Raw genomic sequence first — 19,792 nt, 5'->3', positions numbered from 1 at the left:
AGCATAACGCATCGCCCGACCGCCGCCAGACGGTATATTGTCCCTGCGTGCAGATCCCGGGGCAGGATCGAGGGGATGCGGGGGCGGCCTCCTGTCCAGATGTCCAATTGCGGATCGGGACGGACTGTGGCAATGCCCCTGACCAATGACACGCGCCGGCCCCATATCCGCCTATCTCAAGCTTTGCCACTGGCTCGACCGGGCCGCTCTGGCCTATTGCGTGGCGGCGGCGCTGTTTCTGACCGGCGCCACGCTGGCCATCGTCATCCTGCGCTACGGCTTCGGCACCGGGTCGATCCAGTTCCAGAACGCGGCCGACTATGCCTTCGCCAGCCTTCTGGTCTTCGCCATTCCGGTCACCCTGGCGCGCGGCGGCCATGTCCGGGTCGAGGTCATTTCGGAACGGCTCTCGCCCCGCTACATCCGCATCGCCGACATCCTCGCCGTGCTGATCTTCCTGATCCCGGTCTTCGGGCTGATGATCCGCGCGTTCTGGCCGGACCTGTCCTATTCCTGGTCGATCCGGGAAGGCGCCGTTGAAACCGGAGGGCTGGGCGGCGTCTATATCGTCAAGACCGCCCTGCCGCTGGCCTCGGCGCTGATGATCCTTCAGGGCCTCGCCATGATCCTGAAACCGGCCGAAAAGCGCAAAGACGTGCAGGAAATCCTATGACCGGCGAAGAGGGCGCCCTGCTGGTCCTGCTGCTGGGGCTGTTCGGCGGCATTCTCAGCGGCATCCCGGCGATGCTGGCGATCGCGGGCGTGCCGCTGATCACCGCGCTGATCGCCTCGGTCTTCGGGCTGTTCGACCTGAGTTTCCTCAACTTCTTCCCGGGCCGCGTCTGGGGGGTGATGTCGAACCGGCTGCTGATGGCGGTGCCGCTGTTCGTGCTGATGGGGGTGCTGCTGGAACGCGCGCAGCTGGCCGAGCGGATGCTGGGCGTGCTGGGCAAACTGACCCGGGGCTCGCCGCGCGGCATGGGGCTGAGCGTGCTGGCCTTCTCGACGCTGATCGCCGCCTCGACCGGCATCATCGGCGCAACCGTCGTGATGCTGGTGCTGATCTCGCTGCCCGCGATGCGTCAGGCCGGGATCGACAAGCGGCTGGCGGCGGGGCTGATCTGCGCCTCGGGCACGCTGGGTCAGGTGATCCCGCCCTCGATCATCCTGGTGCTGCTGGGCGACCAGATCGGCAATGTCTATCTCGAGGCGCAACAGGCCGCGGGCAATTTCGCGCCCGACCCGGTCTCGGTCGGCGACCTCTTCGCGGGCGCGCTGATCCCAGGGCTGCTGCTGGTCGCGATCTATGCCGTCTATGTCGCCCTCCGGCTTGGCCCCGCGCCCGAGCCGCGCCCGCCGCGCGAACCGGTGCCCGCCTCGGAGATCCTCTTCACCTTCCTGCCGCCGATCCTGCTGATCCTGGCGGTTCTGGGCTCGATCCTCGCAGGCGTCGCCACCACGACCGAGGCCGCGGGGCTTGGCGCCGTCGGCGCGCTGCTGATGGCCGCGCAAGCCGCCAAAGGCGGCCGCGCCGGGCGCTGGCTGATCGCCTCGGCGGGGCTGGCCGCACTGGTGCTGGTCGGTATGGGCATGGCAGGCCTCGGCCGGGCCGCGCCGGGCACCCTGCCCGGCCTGCTGGCGACGGGCGCGGCCGCGCTGATCGCGGCGGGCACGCTGATGGCAGCGCTGCGCACCTGGCGGGCGGGGCTCTTGCAGGGCGCGCTGACCGATACGGTGCGGATCTCGGGCATGGTCTTTGGCATCGTGGTCGCGGCCTCGCTGCTGTCGCTGGTGTTCCGCGGCTTCGGCGGCGACCATCTGGTCGAGGAGCTGATGGCCAGCCTGCCCGGCGGCGGCATGACCGCGATCTTCCTGGTGATGGCGGTGATCTTCCTTCTGGGCTTCATCCTCGAGGCGGTCGAGATCATCTATATCGTGGTCCCGCTGCTGGGCCCGCCGATCTTGGGCACCGACATCTCTCCGGTCTGGTTCGCGATCCTGATCGCGATGAACCTGCAGACCTCGTTCCTGACGCCGCCCTTCGGCTTTGCGCTGTTCTATTTCCGCTCGGTCGCGCCGCCCGACATCACCACGCTCGACACCTACCGGGGCGTGGTGCCCTTCGTCCTGCTGCAACTCGTGGCGCTGGGTGTTCTGGTCGCGCTTCCCGAGCTTGCGACCTGGCTGCCGCAGGCGATATTCCGGTAAGCGCAACGCAAGAGGACATCATGCATCGCAGAACCTTCCTGAAGACCGGCGCCGGGGTCGCGGCGGCAGGCACGCTGGCCAGCCCGGCGCTTGCCTCCGGCAAGATCCACTGGAAACTGCCGACCGCCTTTCCCAAGATGGCCCCCGCCGTCGGCACCAATGTCACCAATTTCGCCGAACGCGTCGCCGCGATGTCGGATGGCCGCCTGACCTTCACCGTCTATGGCGCGGGCGAGCTGGTTCCGGCCTTCGGCGTCGAGGATGCGGTGCAGGCGGGCAATGCCCCGGTCGGCCACGGCCCCACCTATTACGCCGCGGGCAAGAACCCCGCGCTGCACTGGTTCACCGGCGTGCCCTTCGGCATGACCTCGACCGAGCATACCGCGTGGCTGCGCTGGGGCGGCGGGCAGGAGGTCTGGGACGAGATCTATGCCCAGCGAAACCTCAAGCCGATCTATTCGGGCAACTCGAACACCCAGTCGGCGGGCTGGTTCAAGAAACCCGTCGACAGCGTCGAGGACCTGAAGGGCCTGAACATGCGCGTCGCGGGTCTGGCGGGCGAGGTTTACCGCAAGCTTGGCGTGAACGCCGTGCTGATGCCCCCGCCCGAGATCTTCCAGGCGCTGCAATCGGGCGCCATCGACGCGGCGGAATGGGTGGCCCCCTATCTGGACCAGGCGTTCGGACTGCAGAAGATCGCCGACATCTGCTACCTGCCCGCCTTCACCGAACCGGGCGCCGGGCTGGCGGTGGTGTTCAACAAGGATGCCTGGGCCGAACTGACCCCGGACCTGCAGGCAATCTGCGAAAGCGCGGCCTGGAGCGCGGCCTACGAGGTGCAGGCGCAGTTCGATCATTTCAACGCCAAGTCGATGGCCGAGCTCAAGGCCCAGGGCGTCGAGTTCCGCAGCTTCTCCGACGACGTGGTCGCGGCCCAGCGCGCCGCCTGGACCGAGGTGCAGGACGAACTGACCGCCGCCAATCCCGATGTGGCCAAGGTGCGCGAAACCTATGACGTCGCGCTGGCCGAGGCGCGCGACTATTCCCGCGCGATGGCGCTGCCGCTGCTGGCCGGACGGGTCTGAGCCGCAGCACCGCGCGCGACATGGACGAATGCAACGGGGCCGCCTGTCCGGGCGGCCTCTTTTTTGTCGATCAGTTCTATCCGCTGGCGCCAGAGGCCTCCTATTCTGCCGCGATCGGCAGTGTCGCCTCGGCCCGCCACTCGGCCAGCACGTCGGCATAGTCCGGATCGCGGCTGGCCACCGCAAGGGTCGCCTCCAGCATCCCCGCCTTCGAGCCGCAATCGTAGCGCCTGCCCGAGAAGGCGAACCCCGCCAGCCCCAGGCGTTCGGTGTCGCGCGCGATGGCGTCGGTCAGCTGGATCTCGTCATGGGCGCCCGGCCCCTGGCTCGCCAATGTCTCGAAAATCGCCGGATGGAGGATATAGCGCCCGACAACCGCCTTCAGCGAGGGGGCCTCTTCGGCGGCGGGCTTTTCGACCATGCCGCGGGCGCGGGTGATCGCCCCCTCCTGCCCCACCGGGTCGAGCACACCATAGCGCGACACCGCTTCCGGCGTCACATCCATCGCCGCCACCATATGCCCTGCGCCGCAGCGCGCATACGCCTCGACCATCTGGGCCAGGCAGCCCGGCCGGGACAGGATCAGATCGTCGGGCAGCACCACCGCGACCGGCCCGGGCAGCACCAGATCGCGCGCGCACAGAACCGCATGACCCAAGCCGCGCTGTTCGTGCTGCATGGTGAATTCGACCTCGTGTTCGTCCTCGTCCAGCGCCGCCGCCTCCAGCGCCTCGGCGATCCGCGCCTTGCCGCGCGCCCGCAGCGTCTCGATCAGGTCGGCATCGGCCCGCACATGACGTTCGATCGCCGTCTTCGAGGGATGGCTGACGAACACCATGCGTTCCACACCCGCCTCGCGCGCCTCGTCGATGGCGAACTGGATCAGCGGGGTGTCGATCACCGGCAACAATTCCTTGGGCGTCGCCTTGGTCGCGGGAAGAAAGCGGGTTCCAAGCCCAGCCACGGGAAAAATTGCGGTCCGCACGGGCGATGGGATCATATCTGGCTCCTGAAAATGACGAATGCACCTGCAGCATAACCGCGTCAGGAGCGGAAAGTTTCATCCAATGTCGAAATCTTCGCCACTCCCCCGCTGACACGCCTCGCGCGACCGCACAGAAGGCCCTTGCGGCGCATGCGACGGGGACACAGGGACAATGCGACAGTGTCAGGGTCAGGGACAGGGTCAGTTGGCCGAGGCGATCTCGCGGCCGCCAAGCTCGGACAACACGCGCCGGAAGGTCTCGCCCATGGGCGTCGGTTGCATCCGGTCGTCGACGAGATTGATCTTGGGAACCGTGCCCTGCCAGGGATAGGGATTGGCGGCGAACCAGGCGTGCCGTTCGACGAAGGGCAGACCGTCCATCATCTGCGCCGCCCGTTCGAAGAAGGCCGCACTTTGCCCGTAGCTGGCGGCGCCCGGGCGGTCCCAGTCGACAAGGGCGTATTCGGTGACCCAGATCGGACGGCGATATTCGCGGTGGACCGCCTGCAACCAGCGCCGGAAGGCCGCCACATCGCCGTCTGTCGAATAGTAATGCACCGCCATGAAGTCGATGCGATAGCCGCGCCGCTCGGCCTCGGTCATGAAACGCCGCTGCCACGAGCCGGGGCCGAGGGTTTCGGCCTGGGTGGTGGCCGGACTGCCGATCCGCAACCCGCGCCCCTTGGCCTCGACGCGCGGCCAGAGCGCCAGCGCACGCTCGACCGACAGCCCACCCTGATGCGATCCTTTGCCGTCGGGTTCGTTGAACGCCATCAGCGCCCGCACCGGGCGATCCGACGTGATCGGCTTGGCGAGGTCGCCCTCGGAATGGATCATCGGCACGAATTCGACGGTGCGCGAGGTGGGTCCCCGGGCCCAGAGCTGGTCGGTGCGCCAGGTGTAGTACCAGCCCAGCGCGGGCTGATCCTCGACCCAGTGGATCGTGGTGTAGCGGCTGTTCTCCCAGGCGCCGACCCCGGCCTTCTGGGCCAAGGCGGACTGCGCCAGAGACAACAGGAATACCCACAGGAAAAACAAGGTTTTCCCCACCATTGGCGCTCCCCTCGCAGGACGCTGTCTGTGCGATATCCCCAGTCTAGGGCCGACCGTGGATCAGAATATGGCCGGGCTCGTGATTTATTAAGGAATTGGCCGGGCCATTGGTTCCCGAGGCAGGAACGATCCACAGTGCCTCGCCCGGATTGTTTGCCAGACGCCTCGAAACGACCCACAAAAGGCGCCCTGAAGCGCTGTCAGGTCCGATCCACCTGCCACAATTCGGCCCCCTGCCGAAACCGCGACGGGGGCCCGCCGGACAGTGCGCACGGGACAAGACGCTGGAATAGGCGGGGCACAGGACTATGCTCTGGCATCGATTCAAGGGCCGCGACGTGACCGAATGACCGATACCCCCTCAGACCCGCGAGCCTCAGCCCCCGGCGCGGGTTCAGGCCCAGCCTCCGGCCGCGTCGCGAACCGTGTCGCGGGACGCGACCTTGCCTCGCTGATTGCCTGCCCGCATTGCGACGCGGTCTACCGGGCCGTACAGCCCGCCCCCCGCGCGCGGGCGGTCTGCGCGCGCTGTCACAAGGTGCTGATCGCCCCGCACCGGCAGGCCGGACAGCGGCTGATCGCGGTGGCGCTGGCGGTGGTGGTGCTGATCGGGGCCGCGACGCTGACGCCGTTTCTCAGGGTCGAGGCGGGCGGGATGAGCAACGCGACCTCGGTTCTGGGCGCGGCGCTGGCCTTCAGCGCCCGGCCGATGCTGATGGCGCTGGCGCTGGCGGTGGCCGCGCTGATCGTCTTCGTGCCGGTGTTGCGGGCGCTTCTGATCCTTTACGTGCTGACGCCCATCGTGCTCGACCGCCCGCCCGCGCGCCATGCCCGCGCCGCCTTCCGGCTGTCCGAGGCGTTGCGCCCCTGGTCGATGGCCGAGGTCTTCGCCATCGGCTGCGCCGTTGCGCTGGTCAAGATCTCGGACCTGGCCCAGGTCGAGTTCGGCCCGGCCTTCTGGATGTTCTCGGCCCTTGTCATCCTGATCGTGGTGCAGGACACCTTCATGTGCAGGTATTCGGTATGGACGTCTCTGGAGAAGTGAAAAGCGCACGCGACATGGGCCTTGTGGCCTGCACCCGCTGCACCCGGGTCTGGCCTGCGGGCACGCGAAGCTGTGCGCGCTGCGGCCAGCGGCTGCACCCGCGCGCGCCGCTGTCGCTGCAGCGGGTCTGGGCCTGGTGGAGCCTCGGACTGATCGCCTATGTGCCGGCGAATATCTACCCGATGCTGGAAACCCGGACGCTGGTCAGCACCCAGGACAACACCATCGTCGGCGGCGCGGTCGAAATCGCCCGCCATGGCAGCTGGGGCATCGCCGCGGTGATCCTGACGGCTTCGGTGCTGATCCCCATCGGCAAGTTCCTCGCGGTGGCGGGGCTCGCGCTCAGCGTCGCGCATGGCAGCCGCGTCAGCCGCGCCCGGCGCCAGCAGCTCTACGAGGTGGTGGAATATATCGGCCGCTGGTCGATGATCGACGTCTTCGTCGTTGCCATCCTCTCGGCGCTGGTGCAACTGGGCGCGGTGGTCTCGATCAGCCCCGGCCCGGCCAGCCTTTTCTTCGCGGTCTCGGTGATCGCCACCATGCTGTCGGCGCAAAGCTTCGACAGCCGCCTGCTTTGGGATGGTCCCGATCCGTCCCCCGCCTCCCGGAGCCGTCTGGCATGACCGATCTTCCTCCCGAAACCCCGGTCGAACCGGCCGGCCGCAGCCTGCTGGACCGCATTTCCGTCGTCTGGGTGATCCCGGCGGCGGCCTTGGCCATCGCGCTGGGCGTGGCCTGGCACAGCTATGCCGAACGCGGGCCTCTGCTGGAACTGACCTTCGAGAATGCCTCGGGCATCAAGGCGGGCGAGACCGAGCTGCACTATCGCGACGTGACCGTGGGCCTGGTCGAAAGGGTGGGCTTTACCGACAGTCTCGGCGAGGTGCTGGTCTCGGTCCGGCTCGACAAGGCGGTCGCGCCCTATGTCGATGACAGCGCCGATTTCTGGGTGGTCCAGCCCGAGGTCAGCGCGCGCGGCGTGACCGGGCTGTCGACCGTGCTGTCGGGGGTCTTCATCCAGGGCATCTGGAACGACCGACCCGACGGCTTTGTCGAACGCCACCAGGGCAAAAGCGCGGCACCGCTGAACCGCGAGGGCCGCCCGGGCCTCAGGCTGCGGCTGCGCGCCGCCACCGATGCGGGCCTGACCGAAGAGGCGCCGATCCTTTATCGCGGCATCGAGGTCGGGCGGATCGGCAAGGCCGAGGTCAGCCAGGACGGCTCGACCGTCGAGGCTGATGCCATCGTCTTCGCCCCGCATGACCGGCTGATCTCGACCTCGACCCGGTTCTGGGACAGCTCGGGCTTTTCCTTCTCGCTCGGGCCAGGCGGCGCGCGGGTCGATTTCTCGTCCGTCGCGGCGCTGCTGTCGGGCGGAGTGACCTTCCAGAGCGTGGTCTCGGGCGGGCGCGAGGTCCAGCCCGAGACCCGGTTCGAGGTCTATCCCGACGAATCCACCGCCCGGGCCAGCGTCTTTGCCGCCGATGAGGGCACCGCCCTAACCCTGACCGCCTATTTCGAGGAAAACGTCGAAGGGCTTTCGGTCGATGCGCCGGTCACGCTGGGCGGGCTCCGGATCGGCCGCGTCGCATCGCTGAACGGCATCGTCGATGCCGCGCGCTTCGGCGACGACCGGGTGCGGCTGTCGGCGACACTGGCGATCCAGCCCTCGCGACTGGGCATCGAGCAGAACGCGACGCCCGAGGACGCACTCGACTACCTCGCGGGCCGGGTGCGCGAAGGGCTGCGGGCGCGGCTGGTGACCGCTTCGATCCTGACCGGCGGGCTCAAGGTCGAACTGGTCGAGACCGCCGAGACCTCGCCGGCCGAAATTGACCGCGACGCCGACCCGAACCCGGTGATCCCGACCACGGCCAGCGACATTTCCGACGTCTCGGCCACCGCCGAGGGGCTTTACAACCGCATCAACGATCTGCCCATCGAGGACCTGATGCAAAGCGCCATCGACGCGCTGAACAGCGTCAGCACCCTGGCCGGCAGCGACGAGATCCGCGCCGTTCCGGGCGAGGTCAAGGCGCTGGTCGGCGAGGCGCGTGGCATCGTCGGCTCGGACGAGATGCAGGCCCTGCCCGGCCGCATCGACGGGGCCGTCGCCGCCATCGAGACGCTGACCCGCCAGCTGGCCGAGGCCGATGCTGCCTCCCGCCTGACCGAAGCGCTCGACGCCGCCGCCGGGGCCGCGCAAAGCATCGACGCCGCCGCTGCCGGTCTGCCCGATCTGGTCGCGCGCCTGAACGCGGTGGCCGATCAGGCGGCAACGCTGCCGCTGAACGAGCTGGCCGACCGGATCTCGGCGCTGCTCGACAGCACCGACCGGCTGATCGACACCGATCAGGCGCGCGATCTGCCGACCGATCTTTCCGCCGCCCTGCGCGAACTGGCGGCGATGCTGGCCGAGCTGCGCGAGGGCGGCATCGTCGGTAACGCCAATGCCACCCTCGCCTCGGCGCGGTCGGCCGCCGACGACATCTCGACCGCCGCGCGCGATCTGCCCGACCTGCTGGACCGGGCCAAGCGCATTCTGGGCCAGGCCTCGGCCACCATCGAGGGCTATGACGCCTCGCGCGGGATGGGCCGCGAGATCGACGCCGCACTCCGCGAGATCCAGCGCGCGGCCCAGGCCGTGACGACGCTGTCGCGGGCGCTGGAACGCAACCCCAACTCGATCCTGTTCGGACGCTGACATGAAACCGCACCTGCTACTTGCCGCCCTCGTCCCCTCCGCCCTGGCGCTGGCCGCCTGCAGCGGCAGCCCCGACCGTTACACCGTGCCCGACACGGCCGTCGCCGGGCCGCGCCTGCCCGTCGCCTGGCGCAGCGTCGCGATCCGCGAGGTGTCGCTGCCGACCTATGCCGCGTCCGAGGAAATCTACAGCCGCAGCGCCAGCGGGGCGCTGACCTCGTCCTCGGACGTGCTTTGGGCCGACGACCCGACCCGCGCCATCACCCAGGATCTGGCGCGCCTGCTGACGCAGATGACCGGCGCCCAGGTCGCCGCCGAGCCCTGGCCCTTCTTCAACCGCGCCCAGGCGACGCTCGAGATCCGCGTGGCCGACATGCTGGCCGAGCCCGACGGGACCTTCCGCCTGACCGGCCAGTTCTTCGTGGCCCCCGATGCGGGCGGGCGGAACCGCAGCGCGCCCTTCGCGATCGCGGTGCCCATCGCCGCCCCCGCCGGTCCCGCCGAAATCGCGGCGGCGCGCGGCGCGGCGCTGCGCGAGCTTGCGACCCAGATCGCCCGGACCGGGCTGCGCTGAGCCGCCCCGCGCCAAAGCCCGATTGCGCCCCGATCGTCGCGGCGCTAGCCTCTGCCCGCCACCGCCCCAAGGAGCCCAAGATGCCCGAAACCGCCCCGAACAGCTGGAAAGCCCGCGCCGAGTCGTCCAGTTTCTATGGCTTTACCGATCTGCCCTCGGTCAAGGCGCGCGGAACGGTGGTGCTGACCCATGGCGAAGGCCCCTATGTCATCGACACCGAAGGTCGGCGCTATCTCGACAGCAATTCGGGGCTCTGGAACATGGTCGCGGGGTTCGACCATGCCGGGCTGGCCGCCGCCGCCAAGGCGCAATACGACCGCTTCCCGGGCTATCACGCCTTCTTCGGGCGGATGTCCGACCAGACCGTGATGCTGAGCGAGAAGCTGATCGAGGTCTCGCCCTATGATCGCGGCCGGGTTTTCTACACCAATTCGGGCTCCGAGGCGAATGACACGCTGGTCAAGATGCTGTGGTTCCTCGCCCGCGCCGAGGACCAGCCCCAGCGCCGCAAGATCCTGACCCGGAAGAACGCCTATCACGGCGTCACCGCGGTCTCGGCCTCGATGACCGGCAAGCCCTATAACGCGCTGTTCGGCCTGCCGCTGCCCGATTTCATCCACCTGACCTGCCCGCATTACTGGCGCGAGGGCCAGCCCGGCGAGACCGAGGCCCAGTTCACCGCCCGCATGGCGGCCGAGCTGGAAGAAGTGATCGCGCGCGAGGGCGCCGAGACCATCGCGGGTTTCTTCGCCGAACCCGTGATGGGCGCGGGCGGCGTGATCCCGCCCTCGGCGGGCTATTTCGAGGCGATCCAGCCGATCCTCAAGAAGCATGGCATCCCGCTGATCTCGGACGAGGTGATCTGCGGCTTCGGGCGCACCGGCGCCGTCTGGGGCTGCGAGACCTATGATTTCGTGCCCGATGCCATCATCTCGTCCAAGGCGCTGACGGCGGGCTACTTCCCGATGGGCGCGGTGATCCTCGGCCCCGGGCTGGCCGACCGGCTGCACAGGGCCTCCGAGGCGGTCGAGGAATTTCCGCACGGCTTTACCGCCTCGGGCCACCCGGTCGGCTGCGCCATCGCGCTGAAGGCCATCGACGTGATCCTGAATGAGGGGCTTCTGGAAAACGTCCGCCGCCTGACCCCGCTTTTCGAAGAGGGCATGAAGCGGCTGGCCGAAAACCCCAATATCGGCGAGTTCCGCGGCAAGGGGCTGATGGGCGCGCTGGAAGCCGTCGCCGACAAGCCGACCAGGACGCCCTTCCCCTCCAACCTCTCGGTCAGCGAGCGGATCGCCAATACCTGCACCGATCACGGCCTGATCTGTCGGCCGCTTGGCCAGTCCATCGTGCTGTGTCCGCCCTTCATCCTGACCGAACCGCAGATGGCCGAGATGTTCGAAAAGCTCGAAGCGGCTCTGACCGAGGTCTTTGCCGGGCTGAAGGCGGGGGCGTGAGCACCGCCACCCCCGCGACCCAGGCGCTGCAACGCGCGGGCGTCGCGTTTTGGCCGATCGAATACGCCTATGTGGCCGGTCAGGACCGGATCGGGCTGCATGCGGCCGAGGCCATCGGCGCCGATCCGGGCCGGGTGCTGAAGACCCTGATGGTCGAGGTCGACGGCAAGCCCGCCTGCGCGGTGATCCCCTCGGACCGCACCCTGTCGATGAAGAAGGTGGCAGTGGCCTTCGGTGCCAAATCGGCCCGGATGATGCCGCCCGACAAGGCCGAGCGGCTGACCGGCTTTCATACCGGCGGCATCAGCCCCTTCGGCCAGAAGCGCCGCGCGCCGGTGGCCTTCGAGGCCAGCGCGCTGAGCGGGGCCGAAATCGTTCTGAACGGCGGCCGCCGCGGGCTGATGGTGGCCCTGGCCCCGGACGATGCGCTGGCCGCCGCCGGAGCACAGGCGGCCGATCTTTGCGCCGAGCACGCCTGAGGGAAGGGCGCGGCACCGGCGCGGATTGACCCCGGCCGCGAAGCCGCCAAGATGAACCCGACGCCCAGACGCCCGCGCGAGAGGACCCGACGATGCCGATGTACAACTACTGCTGCACCGCCTGCGAAGCCGAATTCGAGCTTCTGCGCAGCCTCAGCGATGACAGCGCCCCCGCCTGCCCCGACTGCGGCAGCCCCGAGGTCAGGCGCCTGCTGTCGCGCGTCGTCGCCACGGGCGACAGCGCGAAACTTATCAAGGGCGCGCGCAGCCTCGCCAAGAAGGAAGGCCATTTCAGCAACTATTCGAAGAGCGAGCGCAAGAAGGGCGGCGTCTGACCGCCCGCTTTCGGATCAGTCCTTGTCCTTGCGCCGCTTCTCGCGGTACTCGATCCCGAAGATCGCCGCCTGCGCGGCCAGAAACCCGAAGAAGACCGCCGCCGCGATCGAGGTCACGGTATGGACCGGGCCCGCCGTAAGATAGCCCCAGTCGGTCATGAGAACGGTGATCAGCGTCACCGCGATGCCCACGCCCCAGACGATCCGCCCGGTCGGAGGCTTTTTGCTGTCGTTTTCCATGCGCCGGAAAGTGGCACCGCGGCGGTCCGCAGGCAAGCGCGGCTTGCGGTCGCGGCCGGGCCGGGCCGACCTCAGCGCGACGCCTTCTCGGCGATCCCGCTGACGCCCTCGCGCCGCGCCAGCTCCGCCGCGACATCGGCCAGGGTCACGTCGCGGGCGGCAAGCATCACAAGCAGGTGATAAACGACGTCCGCCGCCTCGGAGGTCAGCCGGACGCGGTCGCCCCGGACCGCCTCGATGATCGCCTCGACCGCCTCCTCGCCGAATTTCTCGGCGCATTTCTCGGGGCCTTTCGCGAACAGCTTGGCGGTCCAGGACGTATCCGGATCGGCGCCCTTGCGCGCCTCGACCGTGGCTGCAAGACGCGCCAGCGCCTCGAGATCGGATGCGGTCATGTCAGCCTCACGGGGATGCCGGCGGCGGCCATATGCGCCTTGGCCTCGCCGATGGTGAATTCGCCGAAATGGAAGATCGAGGCGGCCAGTACCGCGCTGGCCCCGCCCTCGGTGACCCCCTCGACCAGATGGTCGAGCGTGCCGACCCCGCCCGAGGCGATCACCGGCACATCGACCGCATCGGAAATCGCACGGGTCAGCGGCAGGTTGAAGCCCGCCCGCGTCCCGTCCCGGTCCATGCTGGTCAACAGGATCTCGCCCGCGCCCTTGGCGACCACCGTCCGCGCGAACTCGACCGCGTCGATGCCGGTGGGCTTGCGCCCGCCATGGGTGAAGATCTCCCACTTGCCGGGACTGACCGTCTTGGCGTCGATGGCGACCACGATGCACTGGCTGCCGAACTGGTCGGCCGCCTCGTGCACCACATCGGGGTTGGCGACCGCCGCCGAGTTGAAGCTGACCTTGTCGGCGCCTGCCAGCAGCAGCGCGCGCACATCCTCGGCGGTCCGCACCCCGCCACCCACGGTCAGCGGCATGAAGCACTGCTCGGCCGTGCGTCGCACCACGTCGAACATGGTGCCGCGATTTTCATGAGTCGCGTGGATGTCGAGAAAGCACAACTCGTCCGCTCCGGCCGCGTCATAGGCCTTTGCGGCCTCGACCGGATCGCCCGCATCGACGAGATTGACGAAATTGACCCCCTTGACCACGCGCCCCTCGGCCACGTCGAGACAGGGGATGATACGGATCTTCAGCATGGCGGCTCCTTTCGCGCCCTCTTAGCGCGGGCGGGCGTCCGAGGAAAGACGCCCGAGAACAGCCAGCGGAAGGCCCCGGGCCGCGCCCCCGAAGGGGCACCGATGCCGGGGCCTTCGGACTGGAGCCGCCGACGACGTGCCGGGCCCGCGGAAGACAACGCTTCCGCTGCTCCCCGACACGCCGCCGGACGACGGCAGGGACGGCCTAGAGCGGCCGCGCCTGTTCGTAGCCGCGCGCAGAGACGCCGCGCGGCGTTGTCAGCAGGTGATCGGGGGTCAGACGCAGGGTGTCCATCGCGATCATCCGCTCTTCGTCGGTGGGCACGACAAGGGTCGCGACCGACGCATCGGCAGCGCTGATGTTCGGATAGCCGTCGCGCGCCACCTCGTTCGTTGCCTCGTCGATCCGGACGCCCAGGACGCCCAGCCCCGAACAGATCCGGGTCCGGATCTCGGCGCTGTTCTCGCCGATGCCTGCTGTGAAGACCAGCGCGTCGAGCCCGTTCATCGCGGCCGCATAGGCGCCGATGGTCTTCTTGATCTGATAGACGAAGATCTCGACCGCCAGCCTGCACCGGTCGTCGCCGTCAGCCGCCCGCGTCGTTACCTCGCGCATGTCGTTGCTGACGCCCGAGACGCCCAGAAGCCCGCTCTTGTGATAGCAAAGCGTCTCGACGTCCTTCAGGCTCATTCCCAGCTGGTTGACCAGATGGAAGATGATCGACGGGTCGAAATCGCCCGACCGGGTGCCCATGGGAACGCCCCCGAAGGTGCCGAACCCGATCGAGGTATCGACCGACCTGCCGCCATCGACCGCAGTCAGCGTCACGCCGTTGCCCAGATGGCAGATCACCATCTTCATGTCCTCGATGGGCCAGTTCAGCAGATCGGCCGTGGCCTGGCTGACATAGCGGCAGGACGTGCCGTGAAAGCCGTATTTCCGGATGCCGCTCTTGGCATAAAGCTCGTAGGGCAGCGCATAGACATGCGCTTCGGGCGGCACGGTCTGATGGAACGCGGTATCGAACACCACGATGTTCGGAACGCCCGGGAACAGACGCATCGCGGCCTCGATACCGGCGATGTTGCAGGGATTGTGAAGCGGCGCAAAGCCGACGCAGGCCCGAAGCTGGGCCATGACCTCGTCATCGACCACGACCGAGTCGACGAAAACGTCGCCGCCATGAACCGCGCGATGGCCGATGGCCGTGATCGCCGCCGGGCAGTCGATCACGCCGTAGTCGGCATGCATCAGGCTGGCCAGCATCAGTTCAAGCGCGGTCTTGTGGTCGGGAACCGGAAGCTCGACCTTCTCGCCGCGGCCTCCGGCCTTGTGATCCGAGTAGGAGCCGTCCTCGCCGATCCGGGCGATCAGACCCTTCGCCACGACTTCGGACAGATCGGTCGTGTAAAGCTGATACTTCAGGCTGGAACTGCCGCAGTTGATGGTGAGGATCATGGTGTCGTCCTTTCTTTGAAACGGCAAGGACGGGCGGCGCGACGGGGGGGGAGGGTGGGAGGAGGGTGTCGCGCCGCCCGTTCGGGGTGCAGGGTGTCGGTCTGCCCCCGGATCACACCGGCAGTGGGAGGAGAGCCCAGAAGCCGATGGAAGTCAGTACGTTGAAGACCAGCGTCATGGCCGCGATGGTGCAGGCCGGCGGGTCGATATGGGTATCGCCGCGGTCAAGGAAGACCCGGGCGAAGAACTCGCCCACGAAGGCGCAGACCAGCCCGGCAATGGCGGCCCAGAGGATGCTGCCCGAGGCCACGCCGACGATCGCGGCCGGAAGGGCGATGTGGTGGGTCACCGGGGTCAGAACGCCGACCGTCAGGAACAGCAGGCTCGCGGCGGCGATGCCGAAGGCCAGAAGCGCGCCAGCGGTGCCGTAGGTCACGCCCAGCCAGCCGCCCAGCAGTCCGACGCCGATGCCGATGACGGCGATCTGGCCGAAGCTGCTCTGGAACACCAGCCATTTGGTGGCATCGGTCGGGTGGAAGAACCGCTCGCCCTCGGGCGTTTTCCCGCACAGGCCGCAGGTGCCCCAGAGAAAGCGCACGATGAAGGCCGAGATCACGACGCTCATGCCGGGATAATCGGTCCAGGGCAGGCCCGGGCCCACATCGGGCACCATCGCGACGCCCCAGCAGATCACGTAGCCGACGATCCCGAAGATGCCGCCGACCAGCAGCACATCGGGGCTGTTCAGCCCCATGCCCGCCGTCACGATGTTGCGGCCGCTGTCAAGCTTGCCCTTCGAGGCCGCATAGGCCGCGGCGGCGACGCCCGAGGCGAACCCGCCCACATGCGGGCCGAAGACGCCGAACGGGATCCCGAAGAAGTCGGTGGCCGCGGGTGCGACCGCCAGCTGGATCGCGACGCCCGCGATCGTCAGGATGCCCACGAAGGCGAAGGCCGGCAATGCGCCGATCGCCGCCCCGAAGATGCCGCCCCCGAAGGCGACCAGTAAACCGAGTGCAGTCATTTATTCCTCCTTGCAACGCAATCGACATTCCTCACGCGAAATCCTCGAATGGGATTTACGCGTTCGCTTCGATTCCGCTTCCAAGTTCGCATGTCGATTTTTTCGGTTTCCGCTTGCTTCGCACCCGCGTCCGTTTTTCGAAACGCAGGTTGCCGTCTCCGGAAAAGCCGAAGGCCCTCCGGTTGGTTCAAACTGCATCCCCCGATATGTGATATCGAAAGCGAGTCCCGAATTCGGGTGCGTCGTCACAAATAATGTTGATCGAATTGGCACAGCCGGTCAACGCGGGGAACTTGGCCTCCGGTGGTAATTTCTTGCCGGAGTCGGACAAGACCCGGAATTCGCCCTCCAGAGGCCCCGGAATCGGCCCGCCAGGGCGAAAGCCGTCAAATTTTCTTGTTTTATTACTAGGCCTTACGAAGGCACCATGAGTCCTCCGCCACATGCCGAAGGCCCTGTCCGACACACCCCTGCGCGGTTCTGACCGAGGATGCCTTGTCCTCCCGATGACAAGTTTCTACCCGTCCGGGTAATTTTTTGTCATCGCGCCCGATTGCACCTCGCCGTCGCCCGGCGCCAAACCCCTTGTTTTCAAGGGCGACGCGCCCGATTTGCTGCCGTCGTCAAGGGATTACCCGTCATTGTCAAACCCTTCGCGTTGCTGATGGCCCCTGCAAAACCCTATTCTCTCTTCAACGACGCGGCCAATCGCGAAGGAAATGGAAATGTCCGGTTCCTCGAAAAAGAAAGTCCTCATGATCGTCGGCGACTATTCCGAAGATTATGAAGTGATGGTCCCCTTTCAGGCGCTCGGAATGATCGGTTTCCAGGTCGACGCGGCTTGCCCGGGGAAACGCTCGGGCGACACTGTCAGGACCGCGGTCCACGATTTCGAGGGCGACCAGACCTATAGCGAAAAGCCCGGTCACCTCTTTCAACTGAACACCGCCTTCGGACTGATCGAGGCGGACGCCTATGACGGGCTCTACCTCGCCGGGGGCCGGGCCTGCGAATACCTGCGGCTCGACGAGGACGTGCTGGCGCTGACCCGCACCGTCATGGAGGCGGGCAGGCCGGTCGCGGCGATCTGCCATGGCCCGCAAATCCTGGCCGCTGCCGGCGTTCTCGCCGGTCGCCGCCTGACGGCCTACCCGGCCGTCGCCCCCGAGATCCGCGCCGTCGGCGGCACCTATGTCGCCGTCGCGCCGGAAGACACCGTGATCGACGGAAACCTCGCGACGTCCCCGGCCTGGCCCGGACATCCGGGACTGCTGCGCGCCTTCGCGCGCCAGGTGGCCCCCGACCTCGCGATCTGAAGCAATCGGCGCCGGCGGGCCGCGAGGGCTCGGCGGGGCATCACAGCCTGGAGGAAATCATGATTGAGAAGGGCTTTACGAAACCGACGGACCGCGTGATGCGGCTCAAGTCCCAGATCATCCACGCCCGGCCCTATGTCGAGTCCGAGCGTGCGGTTCTGGCGACCGAAGCCTACAAGGCAACCGAAGGGCTGCCTGCGATCCTGCGGCGCGCCAAGGTGGCCGAGAAGATCTTCAACGAGCTTCCCGTGACCATCCGCGACGACGAGCTGATCGTCGGCGCGATCACCAAGAACCCGCGCTCGACCGAAATCTGCCCCGAATTCTCGTTCGACTGGGTGGAAGCCGAGTTCGACACCATGGCGACCCGCGTGGCCGACCCCTTCGAGATCCCGAAGGAAACCGCCGCCGAGCTGCATGAGGCCTTCAAGTACTGGCCGGGCAAGACGACCCAGGCGCTTGCCGCGTCCTACATGTCGAAAAAGGCCCATGATTGCATGGCCAACGGCGTGTTCACCGTCGGCAACTACTACTTCGGCGGCGTCGGCCACGTCTGCGTGGACTACGGCAAGATCCTCAAGATCGGCTTCCGCGGTGTCATCGAACAGGCGATCAAGCTGCTTGAATGCCTCGACGAGAAAGACCCCGGCTTCATCAAGAAGAAACAGTTCTACAACGCGGTCGTGATCTCCTACAACGCCGCGATCAACTTCGCCCACCGCTATGCGGCGAAGGCCGAAGAGCTGGCCAGGCAGGAATCGAACCCGAGCCGCAAGGCCGAGCTTGAACAGATCGCCAAGAACTGCCGCCGCGTTCCTGAAAACCCGGCCACGACGTTCTGGGAAGCCTGCCAGACCATGTGGTTCGTCCAGTGCATGCTGCAGATCGAATCCTCGGGCCACTCGATCTCGCCGGGCCGGTTCGACCAGTACATGAACCCCTATCTGCAAGCCGACAAATCCATCAGCCGCGACTTCGCGCAGGAACTGGTCGACTGCATCTGGATCAAGCTGAACGACGTCAACAAGACCCGCGACGAGGTGTCGGCCCAGGCCTTTGCCGGTTATGCGGTGTTCCAGAACCTCTGCGTCGGCGGCCAGACCGAAGACGGTCTCGATGCGACCAATGACATGTCCTACATGTGCATGGAAGCGGTCGCCCATGTGAAGCTGCCCGCGCCGTCCTTCTCGATCCGCGTCTGGCAGGGCACGCCCGACGAGTTCCTGTTCCGGGCGGCCGAGGTCGTGCGCCTCGGGCTGGGTGTGCCGGCGGTCTACAACGACGAGGTGATCATCCCCGCGCTGCAGAACCGCGGTGTCTCGCTGGCCGATGCCCGCGATTACGGCATCGTCGGCTGCGTCGAACCGCAGGCGATCCACCGCACCGAAGGCTGGCACGACGCGGCGTTCTTCAACGTGGCCAAGGTTCTGGAAATCACCATGAACAACGGCCGCGTGGGCGACACGCAGCTGGGGCCGAAAACCGGCGAGATGACCGACTGGAATTCGCTTGACGACTTCTATGCGGCCTTCAAGACGCAGATGGCCTTCTTCGTCAAATACCTGGCCGAAGCCGACAACTGCGTCGATCTCGCCCATGCCGAACGGGCGCCCCTGCCCTTCCTGTCGGCCATGGTCGATGACTGCATGGGTCGCGGCAAGTCGGTCCAGGAAGGCGGCGCGATCTACAACTTCACCGGTCCGCAGGCCTTCGGCGTCGCCGATACCGGCGACTCGGTCTACGCGATGAAGAAATTCGTCTTCGACGAAAAGAAAGTGTCGATGACGGATCTGAAGGACGCGCTGGACGCCAACTTCGGGGTCGCGCTGGGCGAGAGCGCCCAGACGTCGGGCGGCGGCACGCCGAGCGAAGAGGAAGTCTACGCGGCGGTGCGCAAGGTGCTCTCCACCAACAGCTCGGTCGATGTGGCCACGCTGAAGGACGAGGTCTACCGCACGCTGGCCGCCAAGGACACGCCGCAGTCGGGGTCGTCAAAATATGACGGCATCCGCCGCCTGATGGACTCGGCCGAGTGCTTCGGGAACGATGACGACGAGGTCGACCTGATCGCCCGGAAATGCGCCCGGATCTACTGCCTCGAGGTTGAAAAGTACACCAACCCGCGCGGTGGCCAGTTCCAGGCCGGGATCTACCCGGTGTCCGCGAACGTGCTCTTCGGCAAGGACGTGGGCGCGCTGCCCGACGGCCGTCTCGCCAAGAAACCGCTCTCGGACGGCGTGTCGCCCCGGCAAGGCAAGGATGCGAAGGGCCCGACGGCCGCAGCGAACTCGGTGGCCAAGCTTGACCACTTCATCGCCTCGAACGGCACCCTCTACAACCAGAAGTTCCTGCCTGCGGCGCTGGCCGGTGACCAGGGGCTGCAGAACTTCGCCTCGCTGGTGCGGTCGTACTTCGATCACAAGGGCATGCACGTGCAGTTCAACGTGATCGACCGCCAGACCCTGCTGGACGCACAGAAAAACCCGGATGCCCACAAGGACCTCGTGGTCCGCGTGGCCGGCTACAGCGCCCAGTTCGTCGTCCTCGCGAAAGAGGTGCAGGACGACATCATCAGCCGGACGGAACAGACGTTCTGATCCAGCGATTGGCCGGTCCCCGCATCGCAGCACGCGGGGGCCGACCGGGGAGAGGCGCGGGCGGCGGCCCCTGACATC

General features: G+C 67.3%; 19 protein-coding genes. 12 read left to right on the top strand and 7 right to left on the bottom strand.

Translation table 11 applies throughout. From position 1 onward, the window contains the following. Positions 1-145 precede the first annotated feature (145 nt). From EV657_RS07870 to EV657_RS07860, 3 genes are read left to right on the top strand one after another with little or no spacing between them, the layout of a single operon-like run. Positions 146-673, top strand: coding sequence for a TRAP transporter small permease subunit (locus EV657_RS07870; protein ID WP_075787121.1), 528 nt, complete (start codon positions 146-148; stop codon positions 671-673). Next, complete coding sequence (locus tag EV657_RS07865; RefSeq protein WP_134077568.1) at positions 670-2,208, top strand: TRAP transporter large permease; 1,539 nt, start codon at positions 670-672, stop codon at positions 2,206-2,208. The genes EV657_RS07870 and EV657_RS07865 overlap by 4 nt, the downstream gene beginning before the upstream one ends. Before the next feature lie 20 nt (positions 2,209-2,228). Then, positions 2,229-3,293 carry a TRAP transporter substrate-binding protein gene (locus tag EV657_RS07860; protein ID WP_075787123.1) on the top strand — a complete coding sequence of 355 codons (1,065 nt, stop codon included), beginning with the start codon at positions 2,229-2,231 and terminating at the stop codon, positions 3,291-3,293. A gap of 100 nt (positions 3,294-3,393) precedes the next feature. Here the strand turns inward: EV657_RS07860 and EV657_RS07855 are convergent, their stop codons facing one another. Both EV657_RS07855 and EV657_RS07850 read right to left on the bottom strand, forming a co-directional pair. Then, the gene (locus EV657_RS07855; RefSeq protein ID WP_134077567.1) at positions 3,394-4,293 is read right to left on the bottom strand and encodes a UTP--glucose-1-phosphate uridylyltransferase; all 900 of its coding nucleotides are present in this window, start codon (positions 4,291-4,293) and stop codon (positions 3,394-3,396) included. A gap of 186 nt (positions 4,294-4,479) precedes the next feature. Continuing rightward, the gene (locus tag EV657_RS07850) at positions 4,480-5,331 is read right to left on the bottom strand and encodes a glycosyl hydrolase (RefSeq protein WP_134077566.1); all 852 of its coding nucleotides are present in this window, start codon (positions 5,329-5,331) and stop codon (positions 4,480-4,482) included. A 346-nt stretch (positions 5,332-5,677) separates the two neighbouring features. Between EV657_RS07850 and EV657_RS07845 the strand changes: the two genes are divergently transcribed. The 7 genes from EV657_RS07845 (at position 5,678) to EV657_RS07815 (ending at position 11,925) form a co-directional block, all read left to right on the top strand. Continuing rightward, on the top strand, positions 5,678-6,376 hold the full coding sequence (locus EV657_RS07845) for a paraquat-inducible protein A (protein WP_113670675.1): 699 nt from the start codon (positions 5,678-5,680) through the stop codon (positions 6,374-6,376). Between the two features lie 14 nt (positions 6,377-6,390). Then, positions 6,391-6,999: a paraquat-inducible protein A gene (locus tag EV657_RS07840; RefSeq protein ID WP_113670674.1), complete on the top strand. Its 609-nt coding sequence runs from the start codon at positions 6,391-6,393 to the stop codon at positions 6,997-6,999. Further along, entirely contained in the window at positions 6,996-9,080 is a 2,085-nt protein-coding gene (locus tag EV657_RS07835) for an MlaD family protein (RefSeq protein WP_134077565.1), read from the top strand. Before EV657_RS07840 ends, EV657_RS07835 begins: the two co-directional genes overlap by 4 nt. Position 9,081: 1 nt before the next feature. After that, complete coding sequence (locus EV657_RS07830; RefSeq protein WP_134077564.1) at positions 9,082-9,654, top strand: PqiC family protein; 573 nt, start codon at positions 9,082-9,084, stop codon at positions 9,652-9,654. Positions 9,655-9,734: 80 nt separating this feature from the next. Beyond that, positions 9,735-11,111, top strand: coding sequence for an aminotransferase (locus tag EV657_RS07825; protein ID WP_134077563.1), 1,377 nt, complete (start codon positions 9,735-9,737; stop codon positions 11,109-11,111). After that, a complete protein-coding gene (locus tag EV657_RS07820; protein ID WP_134077562.1) occupies positions 11,108-11,590 on the top strand; it encodes an aminoacyl-tRNA deacylase in 483 nt (160 codons plus the stop codon). The genes EV657_RS07825 and EV657_RS07820 overlap by 4 nt, the downstream gene beginning before the upstream one ends. Positions 11,591-11,682: 92 nt before the next feature. Further along, on the top strand, positions 11,683-11,925 hold the full coding sequence (locus EV657_RS07815; RefSeq protein WP_113670670.1) for an FmdB family zinc ribbon protein: 243 nt from the start codon (positions 11,683-11,685) through the stop codon (positions 11,923-11,925). Between the two features lie 15 nt (positions 11,926-11,940). Here EV657_RS07815 and EV657_RS07810 read toward each other — a convergent pair whose 3' ends face one another. The 5 genes from EV657_RS07810 to EV657_RS07790 form a co-directional block, all read right to left on the bottom strand. Further along, on the bottom strand, positions 11,941-12,165 hold the full coding sequence (locus EV657_RS07810) for a hypothetical protein (protein ID WP_075787131.1): 225 nt from the start codon (positions 12,163-12,165) through the stop codon (positions 11,941-11,943). Positions 12,166-12,236: 71 nt separating this feature from the next. Further along, on the bottom strand, positions 12,237-12,560 hold the full coding sequence (locus EV657_RS07805) for a phosphoribosyl-ATP diphosphatase (RefSeq protein ID WP_075787132.1): 324 nt from the start codon (positions 12,558-12,560) through the stop codon (positions 12,237-12,239). Next, positions 12,557-13,318, bottom strand: coding sequence for an imidazole glycerol phosphate synthase subunit HisF (gene hisF / locus EV657_RS07800; RefSeq protein ID WP_075787133.1), 762 nt, complete (start codon positions 13,316-13,318; stop codon positions 12,557-12,559). The genes EV657_RS07805 and hisF overlap by 4 nt, the downstream gene beginning before the upstream one ends. A 205-nt stretch (positions 13,319-13,523) precedes the next feature. Further along, positions 13,524-14,777 carry an acetate/propionate family kinase gene (locus tag EV657_RS07795; RefSeq protein ID WP_113670668.1) on the bottom strand — a complete coding sequence of 418 codons (1,254 nt, stop codon included), beginning with the start codon at positions 14,775-14,777 and terminating at the stop codon, positions 13,524-13,526. Between the two features lie 112 nt (positions 14,778-14,889). Then, positions 14,890-15,801 (bottom strand): DUF7973 family transport facilitator, encoded by a 912-nt coding sequence (locus EV657_RS07790; protein WP_075787134.1) that lies wholly within the window; start codon positions 15,799-15,801, stop codon positions 14,890-14,892. A 755-nt stretch (positions 15,802-16,556) separates the two neighbouring features. Here EV657_RS07790 and EV657_RS07785 point away from each other — a divergent pair. Further along, positions 16,557-17,117 carry a DJ-1/PfpI family protein gene (locus EV657_RS07785; RefSeq protein WP_279587385.1) on the top strand — a complete coding sequence of 187 codons (561 nt, stop codon included), beginning with the start codon at positions 16,557-16,559 and terminating at the stop codon, positions 17,115-17,117. A gap of 59 nt (positions 17,118-17,176) precedes the next feature. Continuing rightward, on the top strand, positions 17,177-19,714 hold the full coding sequence (locus EV657_RS07780; protein ID WP_134077560.1) for a glycyl radical protein: 2,538 nt from the start codon (positions 17,177-17,179) through the stop codon (positions 19,712-19,714). Positions 19,715-19,792 lie beyond the last annotated feature (78 nt).

The sequence above is a fragment of the Rhodovulum visakhapatnamense genome, from assembly GCF_004365965.1.
Classification (GTDB): domain Bacteria; phylum Pseudomonadota; class Alphaproteobacteria; order Rhodobacterales; family Rhodobacteraceae; genus Rhodovulum; species Rhodovulum visakhapatnamense.
The sequence above is the reverse complement of the archived record's forward strand: the minus strand, read 5'-3'. Positions and strand labels throughout refer to the sequence as shown.